Origin of the sequence: Micromonospora chalcea (genome assembly GCF_028768405.1) — a bacterium.
Lineage (GTDB): Bacteria > Actinomycetota > Actinomycetes > Mycobacteriales > Micromonosporaceae > Micromonospora > Micromonospora chalcea.
This window is the reverse complement of the sequence record NZ_CP118233.1, coordinates 6,591,800-6,607,065: the sequence shown is the minus strand read 5'-3', so window position 1 is coordinate 6,607,065 and position 15,266 is coordinate 6,591,800. Positions and strand designations below refer to the sequence as shown.

The window sequence follows — 15,266 nt, the reverse complement described above, 5'->3', positions numbered from 1 at the left end:
CAACGCCGCACCGTTAGGTCGGTCCATTCTGCAGCCGACGGCTCGCGGCCCGCCCACGCCTCCACCAGTTCCCGACGACAGCTAGCTCCCTATGCGCGTTGGCGGCAGCTAGGAACGCCGCGGCAGTCGACGTCGCCCCAAGCGTTGCCGGCGTGCGTCGCGCATGTTCTCGTTTCAAGACGGCACGCCCCCCTGCGGCTATCGCGATCGGAATCCGCATTCACCGAGCGGCACTCGCATCACCCGAACGGGTGATTCTTGGACAGCGGATAGGTGCCTGGCCGACCTGCGCATCCGAGCTCCAAGCCTCAAGTGAGCGGTGGTACGGGAGAACGAGCAACGTCGGGAGCAGGGCATACGTGCCGCCGAGCGGGCCGTGCCTATACGCGGGCTACGGCAAGAACTTATCGGAGTGCGCATCGGCCGTCAACGCTTCGGGCGTAATGCGCTTTTGCCGCGAGCCCAAACAATTGAGGTCGACACACGCGAATGGTGCCCCCCTTGTGTCCTTGCGGAGCGAGTTGCGCTCCTGCATGTTTTCTCGTGGGCAGGCGAAGGCGTGGCCTTCCGGGGCGTCACCAACCCGAGCGGCTTCAGGCTGCGGGTTGTTGGGGCGAAAACGTGACATGGAGGAGACGTTCGGGTGAGCGAAGGGGACAACTTCGTCCGCTGCGTGGCCGTACTGGCCGACGACGCGGAGCGGGCGGGGAAGCTGGAGTGGTCCGACGTGGTACGCGTCGTCACGGCACGCGGCCTCGGTGACGCTTTGCCAGAGATCGTTCTGGCCCTCCGCGACCTCGGGGTCGAGGTCGCCGCGCCGGCTGGCATCGCGCCGGACGGCGGGACGTCGGCTGGACGCGACGCCGCCACCTTGCCGGCGTCGATGCGGATCCACGCCGTTCTCCGAGCGGAGGACGAGGTCAACCTTGGTAGGCGCATCCAACTCGGCCTCGCCGCCGCTGAGACTGCGGCCAGCCTGGGAATCGATCCCGCCCCGCCAGCTCAGGCTCTGATCGATGACGGCCGACAGGCCCGAGATGCCCTCATCCTTGCGAACATTCGCCTTGTGATCAGCATGGTGCGCAGGTACACCCACCGGTCGGGCGACCTGGACTTCGATGATCTGGTGCAGGAAGGCGTCAAGGGTCTTCATCGAGCGGCCGAGAAGTTTGACCCCGAGAAGGGTTTCAAGTTCTCCACGTACGCGTCGTGGTGGATTCGACAGTCGGTGGAGCGCGCGATCGCCGACACCGGAACCCTCGTCCGTCTCCCTGTCCACGTTTGGGAGCAGGTTCGCAAGGTCGAAAACTACGCGCGCTCCTTCGAGGCGCGGAATGGTCGTCCCGCCAGCCTCGCCGAAATCGCCGGTGGCGTACAGGAAGACCCGGCACGAGTTCAGGCGCTCCTGGATTGGTCTTCACCGGTCGTTCATCTCGACGCCTCCGTGGCCGCCGTCGACGGCGAAGCGACTCTCGGTGATCTTGTGCTGGTGGCTACCGAGCCTGGTCCCGAGGAAGCCGTCGTCACATCGGATGTCGCGGTTGGGCTGCGACAGCGGCTGACCGAGGTTCTGGATCCCCGGTCGCTACGCATTGTGGAGGCCCGCTTCGGCTTCGGGGATCAGGACGAGGCGACGCTGGAGTCCATCGGGATCGAGCATGGCATTAGTCGGGAACGAGTGCGCCAGCTCGAGTCGAAGATTTTCGAAGTCCTCCGTAAGGACCGAGATGTTCGTGCGTTGGCGGAGATGGTGTTGGGGAGAGCGGCATGAGAGGCCACGAAGCGCACACTCGTTTCGTCCGGTGGCTCGACGAGCGAGTCACCGCAGAGGGCCGCGGCGACCACACGGAGACGCTTGACGTCGACCCGGCGGGGGTCTTCTGGCTGGGACGGCTCGCACCGGAGAGCGCCGCCATCGCCCGTCCCGGCCGCGAGCGACGAATGGATCCATGCGCCATCGGAATCCGGCTGCGGCCCGCCACGGCCGGTCCATGGGCATTCACCGTCCGGATCAGCGCCTGTGGCTGGTACCAGATCGCCAACGGTGAAGGAAAGACGCCCTCAAACAAGTGGGCGAAGACCGAGGTCATCGAGGTCGAAGTTCCGATCACCATGGAACTAGGGCTCCGAGAGCAGAGCTTCGGCGCGGAGAAGATCACCGCCCGGCTACGAGAGGTGGGTATAGCCGCGTCGGCGGAAATCCGGGTCAGTGACGAGTCGTGGCGAGACGCCAGCCCCGAACTCACCGTGGAGTTCGTGAACACGACAGGAGAGAACAAGGGTCCCCGCGGAGAGCGGTACCTGTTCCAGACCCAGATGACGATCTTCGACCTGCCGACGGCGCCCTACACCCTGGAGAGCCTGCCTGACAGCTTCCGCTACGACCGAAGCCTCACCGCGATCGGTATCAACTGCGGCGTCAACTCCGACGACCCCAACAGTCACATCCTCACCACCGCCGACACCGTCGTCATCGAACGGAAACGCCCCGAGTACACGTTTGACGGCACCGCACCCCACCGACTCGACCTTGGCTTCCATACTCTCGCCACGGACCCGATCCCGCAGCTGACCGCGCTGACGCTCGCCTACGAGGAGTGGGGAAAACAGCACTGGTCCGACGACACGCTCACCCGCCGTGCGACCACCGGCGGCTGGAGCGCGGAGATGCTCGCCGAAGCCCGCGAGGCCGCGGGCCATCACCGCGCCGAGGTCGAACGGGTGCGCCGTGGCGTGGCGATCCTCGGGGAGAACGACGTCCTGAGGCGAGCGTTCCAGCTCATGAACGAGGCGATGGCCAGAGCCGCCCGCGGCCGCTACCACGGCTGGCGCCCATTCCAGATCGGCTTCATCCTCTCGGTCCTACCCAGCCTGACCGACGGTCCGAGCGAGTGGGACACCGTAGAGATCGTCTGGTTCGCCACCGGAGGTGGCAAGACCGAGACATATCTCGGTCTGCTCATCCTCGCGGCGTTCTTCGACCGGCTTCGCGGTAAACGATCCGGCATCACCGCTTGGAGCCGGTTCCCTCTACGGATGCTCTCCTTGCAGCAGACACAGCGATTCGCCGACGCGCTCGGTGCTGCGGAGGTCGTGCGGCAGGACCATGCCATCAAGGGGCACCCGATCTCGTTGGGCTATTTCATTGGCGCGTCCTCCACGCCCAACGACATTCCGAAACAGCCCACCGAATACAACCCCATCGACGTCGAAGACGACGCCATGCCCAAGCGGTACAAGGTGCTCAGCCGCTGCTCCATTTGCGCCGAGCAAACCGTAGAGGTGCGATTTAACCGACGCGTGTGGCGCCTAGAACACTTCTGCGCGAACCCCGCCTGCCGCACCAAGGGTGAACCGCTGCCGATCTATGTCGTCGACGCCGAGATCTACCGGTTCCTACCCACCGTCGTCATTGGTACGCTCGACAAAGCGTCGGTCATCGGCATGCAAGCGAGCATGCGCGGCTTCGTACACGGACCAACCGCATGGTGCACTCGCGACGGGCACGGTTTCACCTACGCCAAACGCGGCTCCCGCAAGGGTGGCTGCCTCGTCCCCGACTGCGACGCCGTCACCACCCCGATCACCGAAGAGCAACGAGCCCGCTTCGCCCCCAGCTTCCGGCTGCAAGACGAGCTCCACCTACTCCGGGACTCACTCGGCGCGGTCGACTCACACTACGAGGCCATCCTCGACGGCCTTCAGCGCGAGCTCACCGGAACCTCGCCGAAGATCATCGCATCGTCGGCGACCCTAGAGGGCTACGAACGGCAAGTGGACGTGCTGTACTCCCGGCCCGGCCGGGTGTTTCCCCAACCCGGACCTCAGGCGGGACAGAGCTTCTGGAGCCGCGAAACCGATCAACTCCTGCGCCGATTCGTCGCCGTATGGCCGCGTGGCGTCACCCTGGAATGGGTGTCCGACCGCACCACGACGATCCTGCAAGACAGCGTCCGCCGGCTGATCAGCGCCCGAGACGCCACGTGCACCGAGATCGGCATCGATCCCACCTTCGCCGACGAACTGCTCAACCTGTACGGCACCGACGTGATCTACGGCAACACCGTACGTGACGTCGAAGCTGCCCGACGTTCGATGGGCACCCAGGTACCCATCGACCCGCTGCGGGTGGCGTCGCTGACCGGCCAAACGAACTTCGCTGACGTTCGCGACGTACTCGACGACCTACTCAGCCCCGAAGACGAGTTCGCCGAACGGATCCACGTCGTCACCGCATCATCGATGCTCTCGCACGGCGTCGACGTGGACCGCCTCAACATCATGACCGTACTCGGCGTACCTCTCACCACGGCGGAGTTCATCCAAGCCACCGCCCGTGTGGGTCGCACCTATCCCGGCCTCGTCTACGTAATTCACAAGGTAGGACGGGAGCGCGACTCCACCGTCTACAGCCACTTCCGCGCCTTCGTCGAACAAGGCGACAGGTTCGTCGAACCCATCCCGGTCACCCGCTCCAGCCGCCGCGTACTCGAACTCACCACACCCGCGGCGGTTGAGGCCCGACGCCTGTTCGTGCACGAACCAAAGTCTCCACGGCAGCGCCTCACCACCGTTGACCTGCTCCGCGACTACGTGAACCTCACCGGGCTATCGCCGCAGGCCGAGGTCGACGCTGTCGCGGCCACCCTTGGCATCCGGGACACCGAACACCTGCTCCGCGAGGACCTCGAGGTCGACCTGCTCGAAGGCTACTTCGTGCGCCTGCAGGAATACGGAACCGGCGCGCGATGGCCCACCGATCTACTCGGACGCAACCGCAAGCCGATGCTGTCGCTGCGCGACGTCGAAGCCCGCATCCCGATCAGCGATGACTAGCCCAAGGACGACGTGATGAAAGACAACCGCAGCGGCTCCCAAGTCCTCTACGGCTTCCTGCCCCAGCAGACTGGTGACCTACGAGGCGGCATCTACCGCACCGTCGAGTGGAAAGACCCTCTCCGCGTCGACGTCGACGACACCATCATCCGTCGCAAACTGATCGAGCAAGTCAACGGCTGGTCCTTCCGCGGCGACGATGCAGGCATCGCACGCGGCTTGCACGCCGGCCACCCAATCGAGGTCGTCGAAGTCAACCCCGACCGCGGTGTACGTGTCGAACAATTCCCCAACGTTTACATCTGCCGCGCTTGCCGACTTGTAGAAGACCGCTACCACCCTAACTGTCCGGTCTGCGGAGCCAAGAAGAGCTGGGATCAACTTCACTTCGTCGGCTACCACGAATGCGGCATGCTCGAAGCGCCTAGCATCCCACGCTGCCCTGCCCACAACTTGTGCCGCATGCCCTACCAAAAGAGCATGGAAGCCGCCCGCATTCGGTTCGTCTGCCCAATCTGCGAAAGGCAGACCCGCCAGGGAATGGGTTTCCGCAAGTGCCCGTGCGGGCGTTCATGGAACAACACACGAAGCAACCCAACGATGCTCGTGTACAACATCCACCGAGCTTCCACCGTATACACCCCCCAGACGTTCACCCTGATCAACCCACGAAACCAAAAAAGAATGGCCGAGATCACCGAAGCGGGCGGCCCTCGGCGTGCCCTCGCCTGGGCCATCAGCGGGTTCGTCTCACTTAAACCAGGCTCGGACAAGCCAACCAGGTCATCGGCCATTGATAACTTTATGAGCCAAGGCTATTCACGATCCAGCGCGGAGGCCATGGCGGCGATCGCCAGTGCCGCCGGCGAACTCGCCCCTGAGGAGGAGATCGGTAGCCTCGCGAAGGCGCCAGCCAGCCGAATCGAAGCCACCGAACGTGAGGCCGTGGAAATCGCCCTGGCCACGATTGAGTCACGCATACGAATCACTGACTTGACTCGACCTGAAACGCCAGCCAACGCCCGCACTATGTACCAACATGACTACCCGGCCGCCATCAACAGAGCTGGCCTCGACGCCATCGACCTCGTCGACAAGTTTCCAGTCCTCCGGGCCGTCTACGGCTTCACACGAGGCGGCCTCGAACCTGGCAAGGGACGCCTCAACCTGTTCCCAGGCCGCCGCGGCACCCGCGTCTACGCCGACCCCCAGGAATCCGAAGCCTTGATGTTCCGCCTCGACCCGCAGCGAGTCCTCACGTGGCTCAAGCACCGGGGCCACGCCCTACCTGACGCTGCCGACGCGAGTGACGCCCGAGCCATCGTCGCCGGCCACGTCGTCACGCCCGACCGCTTCACCGACGAACCGGACGCGCCCCCCGCCGGCCGCGACCTCCTGGAGCTCATACACTCCTACGCCCACCGCGTCATCCGTCAGCTCTCCGTCTTCGCAGGCGTCGACCGCGAAAGCCTCGGCGAATACCTCGTACCCAGCCACGCCACCTTCTTCATCTACGCCGCGACGCGTGGAGACTTCGTCCTCGGCGGCGTCCAAGCCGTCTACGAGAACGACCTCCACCACTTCCTCAACGCCTTCATGGCCGCCGAAACCCGATGCGCCCTCGACCCCGCGTGTCGCCGCCACGGCGGCGCCTGTCACGCCTGCCTTCACCTCGGCGAGCCGGTGTGCGACCGATTCAACCACTACCTCGACCGAGCGACCCTGTTCGGCCACGACGGCTACCTCGCCACCCACATCTAGCCACTCGGCCGCGACAGAGAGGACGCAAACCGGAGATGGCCACAACAACCAAGAGCAAGCGCATCGCTCCGCAGGCGTACGAGGCGCTCGCCGAGGCGCTCGCGGTGATCCACTGGAATAAGCAGCCGTACGAGACATATCTCCGCCGCCACCTTCACGAACACCCCGAGCTGCTCGCGCGCCTCGACTTCACTCAGACGAAGCGCGTCGTCGCCGCAACCTTGGTCGACCTACTTCAGAGCGCAACCGCCTACGATGAGACGAGCCTCGCGATCATGACCGAGATCGCCGAGATGACGACCTTCCCAAACCTCGCCCGGCAGACCGACGCCGCTGAGCGAATAGCGGTCGCCCGCAGCGCGGTAAGGGTCCTCGCGGACTTGACGAGTCAATACCGACGCGATCTCCATCAGAGGGAACGCCTCCGGGCCGCTCGTGAAGCAGAGGCCCAAGCCGCCGAGGCCAAGAGACTACATACCCGCGCGATGTCCTCCATCAAGGTCGAGTTCCTCGGCCTTCATCAAGCGACTGACCCTCACAGGCGGGGTCGACGGTTTGAATATGTTCTAAATCGCCTATTTGAACTCCATGACATGGAGCCGCGGCTCGGCTACGCGGTAGCCCACGAACAGATTGACGGATCACTTCACTTCGAAACCGACGACTACCTCGTCGAAGCCAAGTGGTGGAAACAACCTGTCGACCGGGCCGAGGCGGACGTGTTCGCCGCGAAGATTTGCCGCAAAGGCCGCAACACTCTAGGCATCTTCATCGCCGTTAACGGCTTCACCGAAGGCTTCCTCCAGGCAACCCACCAAGGCGGAACGCCCTTCATAACTGTCGACGGGGACGATCTCTTTCACATCCTCGATGGCCGCATCGCTCTGCCAGAACTACTTCGCAGCAAACGCCGTCACCTCAACGACACCGGCAGCTGCTGGTGCCCGGCACGAGGGCTGTGTGAGGGACTGTAAGACGATCAGTGTAACTCGGATTGTTGACGGCTGCTTAGTTAGGCCTACGGACAGGCGTCCTCCGAAGGCGATGTTGACGCGCGTTCAGGGCTGGTTTCCAGCGCATGGTCCACCGCCGGCGGCCCTGCACGGTCGGGTCGAGGCTCATCACGGCAAGGCGGACGCACTTGAGCGCGGCCGCCTCGTTGGGGAGTGGCCGCAGGCGCGGACGGCGGCGGATGCGGGCGTTGACACTATTGAACCCTTTTGATCGTGGGTTCTGGCTGGTCCGGATGTGGTGTAGGACGAGGATGGCCTGGACGATCGCGGTGGCACGTCGGGGGCAGCAGCGGAGCTTGGCCAGGATCTTCCAGCCCTTGAGGGTGGCGACGGCGCGCTCGCCGACGGCCCGGACTTTGGCGTGGTGCCGGTTGACGGTCTTCTGGCGCCGGGACAGTCGCGGTCGGTGACGACGGCGCTTGAACGGCGTGCGGATGCTGCCGCCAGCGCCCTGGTAGGCCTTGTCAGCGAAGGTCATCACGTTGGCGTAGCTCAGCGCGTCGATCAGGCCGTGTGTGCGTGCGGCGGTCAGGTCGTGCACGGCGCCGGGTAGGCCGGGTGAGGCCCAGACGAGACGTCCCTTGCAGTCTGCGATGACCTGCACGTTTACCCCGTGGCGTTTGTGCTTGCCGGAGTAGTACGGCTTTTGATCCGCGACCCGATCGATCGGGATCAGGGTGCCGTCCAGGATCGCGTACGCGAGCCGGGCGATGCGCCGTGTGGCGGCGTTCAGGTTCTCGGCATGCGCGGCGAGTAGGTCGATGGCTTCTCGGACGTACCGCCAGGCTGCGGTGACGCTGACCGCGAAGCCGCAGGCCAGACGAGCGATGGTGTCACCGTTACCAGATGGGCCAAAGCAAGCAGGGCCTGCCGGCCGGCATCAAGACGTCGCCACCGGCCGCGGCGGCGGGTGCGTTCGGCACGGATGAGGTCGGCCAGGTGGTTCAGGGTGCGGCTGGACAGGGCGACCGTTGACGGGTAAGACAGCACAGCGAGGCTCCCGGTTGGGGCATCGGATCTTGGTCGACTGCTGTCTTACCGGGAGCCTCGTCCTATGTCGACACAACTTTCTCACACCCGCCGTGACCAGCGCCATCACGATGAAAAGGGCTCATTGATGGCGTTGGTGGAGTAACGACAGTGCGGATCGCGGCGTCGAAGGCCGAACCCGCAGGGTTGGGACGGGCGCGAAGACCGCCGGTAGCGGAACGTCCCGCCACTGATATCAGACGGCGAGGGCAAGGTGAGCCTGTAACTCAGTACTGGCCCACCCGCCAAGAGTCGGCCACCATTGCGGAACGCCCCGCTCCCAATCTGCTCCCAAGTTAAGGGGCAACTGCGGCGAAGCCCGTTACCGGTGGTTTCGGTTACGGGCTTCTGACCTGCATACATCTACGGTGGGCGATACTGGGATCGAACCAGTGACCTCTTCGGTGTGAACGAAGCGCTCTCCCGCTGAGCTAATCGCCCTCAGCGCGCATGACTCTACCCGATCGAGAGCCCGGACCAAAAACCGGGCCTCAGTGCGTCGCGAGGTAGTGCAGCGCCTGCGCCACGACGTCGATGCCGAGGCTGTACTTGAGCGACAGCCACACCACCACGGACACGAACACGAGCCCGACCGCGCCCAACACGAACCGCACTCCCAGTGACTGTCGCTTCACCCACTGCGTCCAGGAGTTGACGTGCCTACGGGTGAACGCGAGCAGCCGTCGCGCCCAGTGGAACTCGACGGCCCAGACGCCGAGGCCGGCGATGACCAGCAGCCAGCCGGGCCCGGGCAGCGGGATCAGCGCGATGCCGACGGTGACCACGATCGCGCCGAGGATGCCGATGAAGATCTTCAGGGCGACGCGGCCGGTGGGGTTGGCACGGATGAGTTCGAGGGTGGTGTGCAGGCGCAGCCGCCAGCCACGTCGGCGCCGGCGCTGCTCCGTGAGAGTGCCTCGCGACCGCCCTTCCACAGGCACCTCGTACCCCCGACTTTCGGCTGCTCGGGCCGCACCTTTCGGCGATTCGGCCGTGGTCCGCGACGTCACCGACCCGCCCCCCGTGACCATTTCCACCCCCAGTGTCGCGCGGGACCGTCACCCCTGCTGACGACTGGACGTTACCGGAGTAAGTCGACGACTGAACCACCCGTTGCCGGGCGGGACGACGGAGTGGGCGGAACCGGAAATTCTACGCGGGGCCGAGTGGTTCCCGGGGGCTTTCCGAACCCCTTCCCACCACTGGGTGAAGTCAGCGTATGGCGGAGCGTAGCCAGGAGCAGCACCTGAGTATGGGAAAAGCGGGACACGCGCGTTCCGCAGCGGTGCCGGGGGGAGAACGTCCATGAGTGTCATCCGACCGACGACCGTAGAGGTCGAGACGTCGCTAAGGCTCGTCGCGCCTGACGCCACCGCCTTGCCGGTGCGTGCCAGTCTGCGTTACGACCCTGCTGACCCGTATGCGGTCCATGTCCTGTTCCACGCCGAGTCCGCCGGCGGCGAGGCGGTGAGCTGGTCGTTCGCACGCGAACTGCTGGTCACCGGGCTCGACGAGCCGGCCGGCATCGGTGATGTGCGGGTCTGGCCGTGGGCCACACCGCGCGGCGACTTCGTCGCGCTCGCGCTGTCGTCCCCGGACGGCAACGCCCTGTTCGAGGTTCCGCGCAGCGTGCTGGTGCGCTTCCTGCGCCGGACCTACGTCGTCGTCCCGCGCGGCCGTGAGGCCGAGCACCTGGACGTCGACACCGCGGTGAACCGGCTGCTCGCCGGTCGCTGACACGGCAACACCCGGGGCCGCGCGGATCTGCCGAGTCCGCGCGGCCCCGGGCCGTCTTCACCGGGTACGCCTCAGCCGCGCGTGGTGATTCCGCCGTCGACCGGGATGACCGCGCCGGTCAGGTACGCACCGGCGCGCGACGCCAGGTAGATCGCCGTGCCCGCCATGTCCTCGGGTCGCCCGATCCGGCCCAGCGGGACCTGCTGCTCGATCGCCGAGCGCGACTCCGGGTCGTCGAGCGCGAACGCCATCATCTTGCTCTCGAACGGGCCGGGCGCGATCGCGTTGACGGTGATCCGCTCGCCGGCGAGCTGGTGGGCGAGGCTGCGGGTGAGCATGTGCACGGCGGCCTTGGTGGCCGAGTACGCGTACACCTCCATCCACGGCACCCGGATGCCGTCGACCGACCCGATGTTGATCACGCGGGCGGGGTCGTCGGCGCCGGCCGCGGCGCGCAGTTGCGGCAGCAGCGCGGTGGTGAGCCGGAAGACGGCCTTGACGTTGACCGCCCAGAGCTTGTCGAAGGCGCCCTCCGGGTACTCCTCCAACGGCGCGCCCCAGGTGGCGCCCGCGTTGTTCACCAGTACGTGCAGCCGGTCGTGGCGTTCCCGCACGGCTTCGGCGAGCGCCAGCGCGCCCGCGTCGCTGCCGAGGTCGGCCGGGATCGCCTCGCAGTGCCCTTCGGCGGAGAGTTCCTTGGCGACCGACTCGCACACGTCGGCCTTGCGCGAGGAGATGATCACCTTTGCGCCGGCCCGTACGAAGCCCCGCGCGATCATCAGCCCGATCCCCCGCGAACCGCCGGTGACCAGCACCGTCTTGCCGTCGACCGAGAACAGTTCCGTCATGCTCATCCCATCGCCGTCGCCCGGCCGGGGGCCGGTCGGCCGACCCGGTGCTTACCGATCGGTAACCTAACCGTCGGCCGTGCGTGCCGACAAGACCGGTCCGTGCGGGCGAAACCGTCGAGATGCAACGTGCGGCCGGGCCGGTTACCGTCGGGGAGATGGTCACTACCGGTCAGCCCTCCCCGGCCACCCGCACCGGCCCGCCGGAGCCGCGCCCCGGCGCCGACGAGATCCTCACCGGTGCGCTCGACGACCTCGCCGCCGAGCCCGGCTGGCCCCGGCCGGTCCTGCTCGACCGCGATGTGCTGATCCTGGTCACCCACGGTCACGGCACCGCCGAGCTGGACTTCCGGCCGGTGCCCTGCCGGCCCGGCACGCTGCTGCGCGCGTACCCCGGTCAGGTGTTGCGGTGCGTCGGCGCGCAGCTCGACGCGACAGTGGTGAGCTGGCGGCCGGACGCGCTGGCCGGCCTCGACGTCGATCCGGAGGCGGTGCCCGCCCACCGTCAGCTCGCCGGCGAGGACGAGGACGCGGTGATCAGCGAGGTGAGTCAGCTCGCGGTGGACGCCGAACGGCACTCGATGGTGCCGCCCGCCGCGGCGCTGCTGCGTCACCAGCTCGCGGTGCTGCTGCTGCGGCTGAGCCTGCTGCCGCATCCGGAGAACGGTGCCGCGCCGCGGGCCGAGACCGACACGTTCCGGCGGCTGTGCCGCGAGGTGGAACGCGGCTACCGGCACACCCGCCGGGTCGAGGACTACGCCGCCCAGCTGGGCTGTTCGGTGCGTACGCTGACCCGGGCCTGCCTGGCGGTGACCGGCCGCAGCGCCAAGCAGGTCATCGACGAGCGGGTCGCGTTGCAGGCGTGCCGGCTGCTGGCCGCCACCGACGAGTCGATCGCCCGGATCGGCCGGGACCTGGGTTTTCCCGAGCCGACGAACTTCGGCCGCTTCTTCACCCGGGAGGTCGGGGTGAGCCCGGGCACGTTCCGGGCCAACCGGGAGCGGCCGCTGCCAGTCCGTCTGGTGCGACCCCGGCCGCCCGCCGACTCCCCCGCACCCACCGGCCAGGCATGATGGCACTGTGCAGATCTCCGCGCGCGGCGACTACGCGGTCCGGGCAGCCCTGAGCCTGGCCACCGCGTACCCCACCCTGCTGTCCACCCAGGCCATCGCGGCGGAGCAGGACATGCCGCGCAAGTTCCTCGAGGCGGTCCTGGCCGACCTGCGCCGGGCCGGGGTCGTCCGGGCCCAGCGCGGCGCCGAGGGCGGCTACACGCTGGCCCGGCCGCCGCGCGAGATCACCATCGGGCACGTGTTGCGCGCCGTCGACGGCCCGCTCGCCGGGGTACGCGGGCTGCGCCCCGAGGAGACGCGGTACGAGGGGGCGGCGGAGAACCTGCCCCGCCTCTGGGTGGCGGTACGCGCCTCGGTGCGCCGCGTGGTCGACGAGGTGAGCCTGGACGAGCTGGTCAGCGGCCGGCTGCCGGCGCACGTGCGGAAGCTGACCGCGCAGCCGGACGCGTGGGAGCCGCGCTGACTCACAGCGTGCCGACCACCTCCTCGTAGGGCAGTCGCGGCAGCCGTTCCCGCCAGGCGTCCGGCGCCGGGCGGCCCATGTTCATCAGCAGCAGCACCCGGTGCCGCCCGCCGGGGAAGAACTCCCGCTCCACAGCGGCCGCGTCGAATCCGGCCATCGGCCCGGCGGCCAGCCCGGCGGCGCGTACCCCGACCAGCAGGTAGCCGATCTGGAGCGCGGCGTTGAACCGGGCCTGGGCCTCCCGGCCGGCCGGGTCGCCGGTGAACCAGTCGCGCGCGCCGGGCCGGTGCGGGAACAGTTCGGGCAGCCGGTCGTGCCAGTCCACGTCGGCGGCGAGCACGGCGGTCAGCGGCGCGCCGGCCGTCTTGTCCCGGTTGCCGGCGCTGACGTACGGCAGCAGCCGCGCCCGGGCCGCCGTCGAGCGCAGCAGCAGCACCCGCAGCGGCTGGGCGTTCATCGCGGTCGGGCCGTACCGGACCAGGTCGTGGATGGCGCGTACCTGCTCGTCGCCGACCGGCTCGTCGGTGAACGCGTTGGCCGTGCGGGCCGCCCGGAACAGCAGGTCCTGGGCGGCCCGGTCGAGCGCGATCAGCTCGTCGGCGGCGGTGGTCACCACGCCTCGGGCCAGTCGCCGAGCGTGGTGGTGTAGCCGCCGCGGTGGTGCAGCAGCGGGTCGCCGTCCTCGCCCGCGCCGAGCGCGAGCGGCTCGCCGAGCAGGATGGTGTGGTCGCCGGCCTCGATCCGGCGCACGACCCGGCACAGCAGCACGGCGAGCGCGTCGCCGATCAGCGGCACGCCGAACGGCCCGGTGGTCCAGCCCGGGTGGGCGCTGAACCGGTCGATGCCGCTGGTGGCGAAGATCTGCGCGATCTCCTGCTGGCCGGAGGCGAGCAGGTGCACGGCGACGTGCTCGGCCTGCTCGACTGTGGGCCAGCTCGACGAGGCGCGGCCCAGGCAGACCGAGACCAGCGGCGGGTCGAGCGAGACCGACGTGAACGAGGTGGCGGTGAAGCCGGCCGGCGGCAGGTCCGGCCGCATCCGGTTGCCGCGCAGGCCGGGGGTGGTGACCACGGTGACGGTGGACGCCTGGCGGCGCAGCAGGCCGCGGAACGAGTCGACGTCGACCGGGCGCAGCTCGACCGTTCCGGCACCGGGCCGGTCCACGGTGGTCACGACGCCACCAGCTCACGGGTCGCGTAGACGCTGGCCGGCCGGGGCAGCCCGTAGTGCTCGCGCAGCGTGCGCCCGGTGTACGCGGACCGGAACAGCCCGCGCCGGCGCAGCAGTGGTACGACGTGGTCCACGAAGTCCTCCAGTCCGTCGGGGAGCAGCGGTGGCATGACGTTGAAGCCGTCGGCGGCGCCCTGGGTGAACCAGAGCTCGATCTGGTCGGCGATCTGTTCCGGGGTGCCGACCACGACGCGGTGCCCGCGTCCGCCGCCGAGGCGGCCGATGAGCTGGCGCAGGGTGAGCCGTTCCCGGCGGGCCAGCTCGACGACGAGCTGGTAGCGGCTCTGGTGCGACTGCACGGTGTCGGCGTCGGGCAGGTCGGGCAGCGGGCCGTCCAGCGGCAGCCCGGTCAGGTCGAGCCCGGTCATGCCGGAGAGCTGGGCGAGCGCATGCTCGGGCACGATCAGGGCCTCCAGTTCGTCGGCGAGGTCGCGGGCCTCCTTCTCCGTACCCCCGAGGACCGGCGCGATACCGGGCAGCACCTTGACCAGTTCGGGATCACGTCCGGCGTCGGCGGTGGCCCGTTTCAGCGCGGCGTAGAACGCCTGGCCGTCGGCGAGCGTCTGCTGGGCGGTGAACACGGCCTCGGCGTACCGGGCGGCGAACGCGATCCCGTCGGCGGACGAGCCGGCCTGCACCAGCAGCGGCCGGCCCTGCGGCGGGCGGGGCGTGTTCAGCGGCCCGCGGACCCGGAACCGCTCCCCGGCGTGGTCGATCTCGTGCACCCGGGTGGTGTCGGCGAAGACGCCCGCGGCGGTGTCCAGGACCAGCGCGTCGTCCTCCCAGCTGTCCCAGAGCTTGATCGCCACGTCGACGTACTCGGCGGCCCGCCGGTAGCGGTCGGCGTGCGCCGGGTGGTCGTCGAGGTTGAAGTTGCGGGCCTCCCGGGCCTGGGCGGAGGTGACGATGTTCCAGCCGGCCCGGCCACCGCTGAGGTGGTCCAGCGAGGCGAACGCGCGGGCCAGGTTGAACGGTTCGGTGTACGTGGTGGAGGCGGTGGCGATCAGGCCGATGTGCTCGGTCGCGGTGGCGATCGCGGCGAGCAGCGTGATCGGCTCGAAGACGGCCTGGATGTTGTGCCGTACGGCCGGTCCGACGGCGAGCCCGTCGGCGAGGAACACCGAGTCGAGCGTGCCCCGCTCGGCGATGCGGGCCAGGTACTGGAAGTGGCGGACGTCGGCCAGGCGGTCCGGGTCGGCGCGGGGGTGCCGCCAGGCCGCCTCGTGGTGGCCGACACCCATCAGGAAGGCGTTGAGGTGCAGGGTCCGGGACATGG

Annotated in this window: 12 protein-coding genes, 1 tRNA gene and 2 pseudogenes; 7 read left to right on the top strand and 8 right to left on the bottom strand. The window is 68.1% G+C overall.

Annotated features, from left to right (window positions below; translation table 11 throughout):
• Positions 1 to 643 precede the first annotated feature (643 nt).
• From PVK74_RS29990 to PVK74_RS29975, 4 genes are read left to right on the top strand one after another with little or no spacing between them, the layout of a single operon-like run.
• On the top strand, positions 644 to 1,771 hold the full coding sequence (locus PVK74_RS29990) for a sigma-70 family RNA polymerase sigma factor (protein WP_274477738.1): 1,128 nt from the start codon (positions 644 to 646) through the stop codon (positions 1,769 to 1,771).
• On the top strand, positions 1,768 to 4,836 hold the full coding sequence (locus PVK74_RS29985) for a DEAD/DEAH box helicase (protein ID WP_274477737.1): 3,069 nt from the start codon (positions 1,768 to 1,770) through the stop codon (positions 4,834 to 4,836). Before PVK74_RS29990 ends, PVK74_RS29985 begins: the two co-directional genes overlap by 4 nt.
• Positions 4,837 to 4,851: 15 nt before the next feature.
• A complete protein-coding gene (locus PVK74_RS29980; RefSeq protein ID WP_274477736.1) occupies positions 4,852 to 6,597 on the top strand; it encodes a hypothetical protein in 1,746 nt (581 codons plus the stop codon).
• A gap of 35 nt (positions 6,598 to 6,632) precedes the next feature.
• The gene (locus tag PVK74_RS29975) at positions 6,633 to 7,571 is read left to right on the top strand and encodes a restriction endonuclease (protein WP_274477735.1); all 939 of its coding nucleotides are present in this window, start codon (positions 6,633 to 6,635) and stop codon (positions 7,569 to 7,571) included.
• A 42-nt stretch (positions 7,572 to 7,613) separates the two neighbouring features.
• Here PVK74_RS29975 and PVK74_RS29970 read toward each other — a convergent pair.
• From PVK74_RS29970 to PVK74_RS29955, 4 genes and pseudogenes are all read right to left on the bottom strand, one after another.
• Positions 7,614 to 7,809 (bottom strand): annotated as a pseudogene (locus PVK74_RS29970) (IS256 family transposase); the annotation flags it as partial.
• A gap of 21 nt (positions 7,810 to 7,830) precedes the next feature.
• Positions 7,831 to 8,600 (bottom strand): annotated as a pseudogene (locus PVK74_RS29965) (transposase family protein); the annotation flags it as partial.
• Between the two features lie 408 nt (positions 8,601 to 9,008).
• A tRNA-Val gene (locus tag PVK74_RS29960) sits at positions 9,009 to 9,080 on the bottom strand.
• A 50-nt stretch (positions 9,081 to 9,130) separates the two neighbouring features.
• On the bottom strand, positions 9,131 to 9,670 hold the full coding sequence (locus PVK74_RS29955) for a TIGR02611 family protein (RefSeq protein ID WP_176722870.1): 540 nt from the start codon (positions 9,668 to 9,670) through the stop codon (positions 9,131 to 9,133).
• 274 nt (positions 9,671 to 9,944) lie between these two features.
• Between PVK74_RS29955 and PVK74_RS29950 the strand changes: the two genes are divergently transcribed.
• Complete coding sequence (locus tag PVK74_RS29950; RefSeq protein WP_007457244.1) at positions 9,945 to 10,376, top strand: SsgA family sporulation/cell division regulator; 432 nt, start codon at positions 9,945 to 9,947, stop codon at positions 10,374 to 10,376.
• A gap of 71 nt (positions 10,377 to 10,447) precedes the next feature.
• Here PVK74_RS29950 and PVK74_RS29945 read toward each other — a convergent pair whose 3' ends face one another.
• Positions 10,448 to 11,224, bottom strand: a complete 777-nt coding sequence (locus tag PVK74_RS29945; RefSeq protein WP_043325516.1) for a glucose 1-dehydrogenase — start codon at positions 11,222 to 11,224, stop codon at positions 10,448 to 10,450.
• 158 nt (positions 11,225 to 11,382) lie between these two features.
• On the opposite strand from PVK74_RS29945, the gene PVK74_RS29940 reads away from it, so the two are divergent.
• Together PVK74_RS29940 and PVK74_RS29935 are read left to right on the top strand one after the other, a co-directional pair.
• Complete coding sequence (locus tag PVK74_RS29940; RefSeq protein ID WP_274477726.1) at positions 11,383 to 12,297, top strand: helix-turn-helix transcriptional regulator; 915 nt, start codon at positions 11,383 to 11,385, stop codon at positions 12,295 to 12,297.
• 7 nt (positions 12,298 to 12,304) lie between these two features.
• On the top strand, positions 12,305 to 12,760 hold the full coding sequence (locus PVK74_RS29935) for an RrF2 family transcriptional regulator (protein ID WP_013284925.1): 456 nt from the start codon (positions 12,305 to 12,307) through the stop codon (positions 12,758 to 12,760).
• Between the two features lies 1 nt (position 12,761).
• Here the strand turns inward: PVK74_RS29935 and PVK74_RS29930 are convergent, their stop codons facing one another.
• From PVK74_RS29930 to PVK74_RS29920, 3 genes are read right to left on the bottom strand one after another with little or no spacing between them, the layout of a single operon-like run.
• A complete protein-coding gene (locus PVK74_RS29930; RefSeq protein WP_274477724.1) occupies positions 12,762 to 13,373 on the bottom strand; it encodes a malonic semialdehyde reductase in 612 nt (203 codons plus the stop codon).
• The gene (locus tag PVK74_RS29925; RefSeq protein WP_043325522.1) at positions 13,370 to 13,933 is read right to left on the bottom strand and encodes a flavin reductase family protein; all 564 of its coding nucleotides are present in this window, start codon (positions 13,931 to 13,933) and stop codon (positions 13,370 to 13,372) included. Before PVK74_RS29925 ends, PVK74_RS29930 begins: the two co-directional genes overlap by 4 nt.
• Positions 13,930 to 15,264 carry an LLM class flavin-dependent oxidoreductase gene (locus tag PVK74_RS29920; protein ID WP_274477723.1) on the bottom strand — a complete coding sequence of 445 codons (1,335 nt, stop codon included), beginning with the start codon at positions 15,262 to 15,264 and terminating at the stop codon, positions 13,930 to 13,932. Before PVK74_RS29920 ends, PVK74_RS29925 begins: the two co-directional genes overlap by 4 nt.
• Positions 15,265 to 15,266 lie beyond the last annotated feature (2 nt).

Bases quoted from the DNA above. Each gene is read 5' to 3' on its own strand.
- PVK74_RS29940 (WP_274477726.1), top strand. From the start codon at position 11,383: ATGGTCACTACCGGTCAGCCCTCCCCGGCCACCCGCACCGGCCCGCCG.
- PVK74_RS29945 (WP_043325516.1), bottom strand. From the start codon at position 11,224: ATGACGGAACTGTTCTCGGTCGACGGCAAGACGGTGCTGGTCACCGGC.
- PVK74_RS29920 (WP_274477723.1), bottom strand. From the start codon at position 15,264: ATGTCCCGGACCCTGCACCTCAACGCCTTCCTGATGGGTGTCGGCCAC.
- PVK74_RS29955 (WP_176722870.1), bottom strand. From the start codon at position 9,670: ATGGTCACGGGGGGCGGGTCGGTGACGTCGCGGACCACGGCCGAATCG.
- PVK74_RS29975 (WP_274477735.1), top strand. From the start codon at position 6,633: ATGGCCACAACAACCAAGAGCAAGCGCATCGCTCCGCAGGCGTACGAG.
- PVK74_RS29985 (WP_274477737.1), top strand. From the start codon at position 1,768: ATGAGAGGCCACGAAGCGCACACTCGTTTCGTCCGGTGGCTCGACGAG.
- PVK74_RS29950 (WP_007457244.1), top strand. From the start codon at position 9,945: ATGAGTGTCATCCGACCGACGACCGTAGAGGTCGAGACGTCGCTAAGG.
- PVK74_RS29980 (WP_274477736.1), top strand. From the start codon at position 4,852: ATGAAAGACAACCGCAGCGGCTCCCAAGTCCTCTACGGCTTCCTGCCC.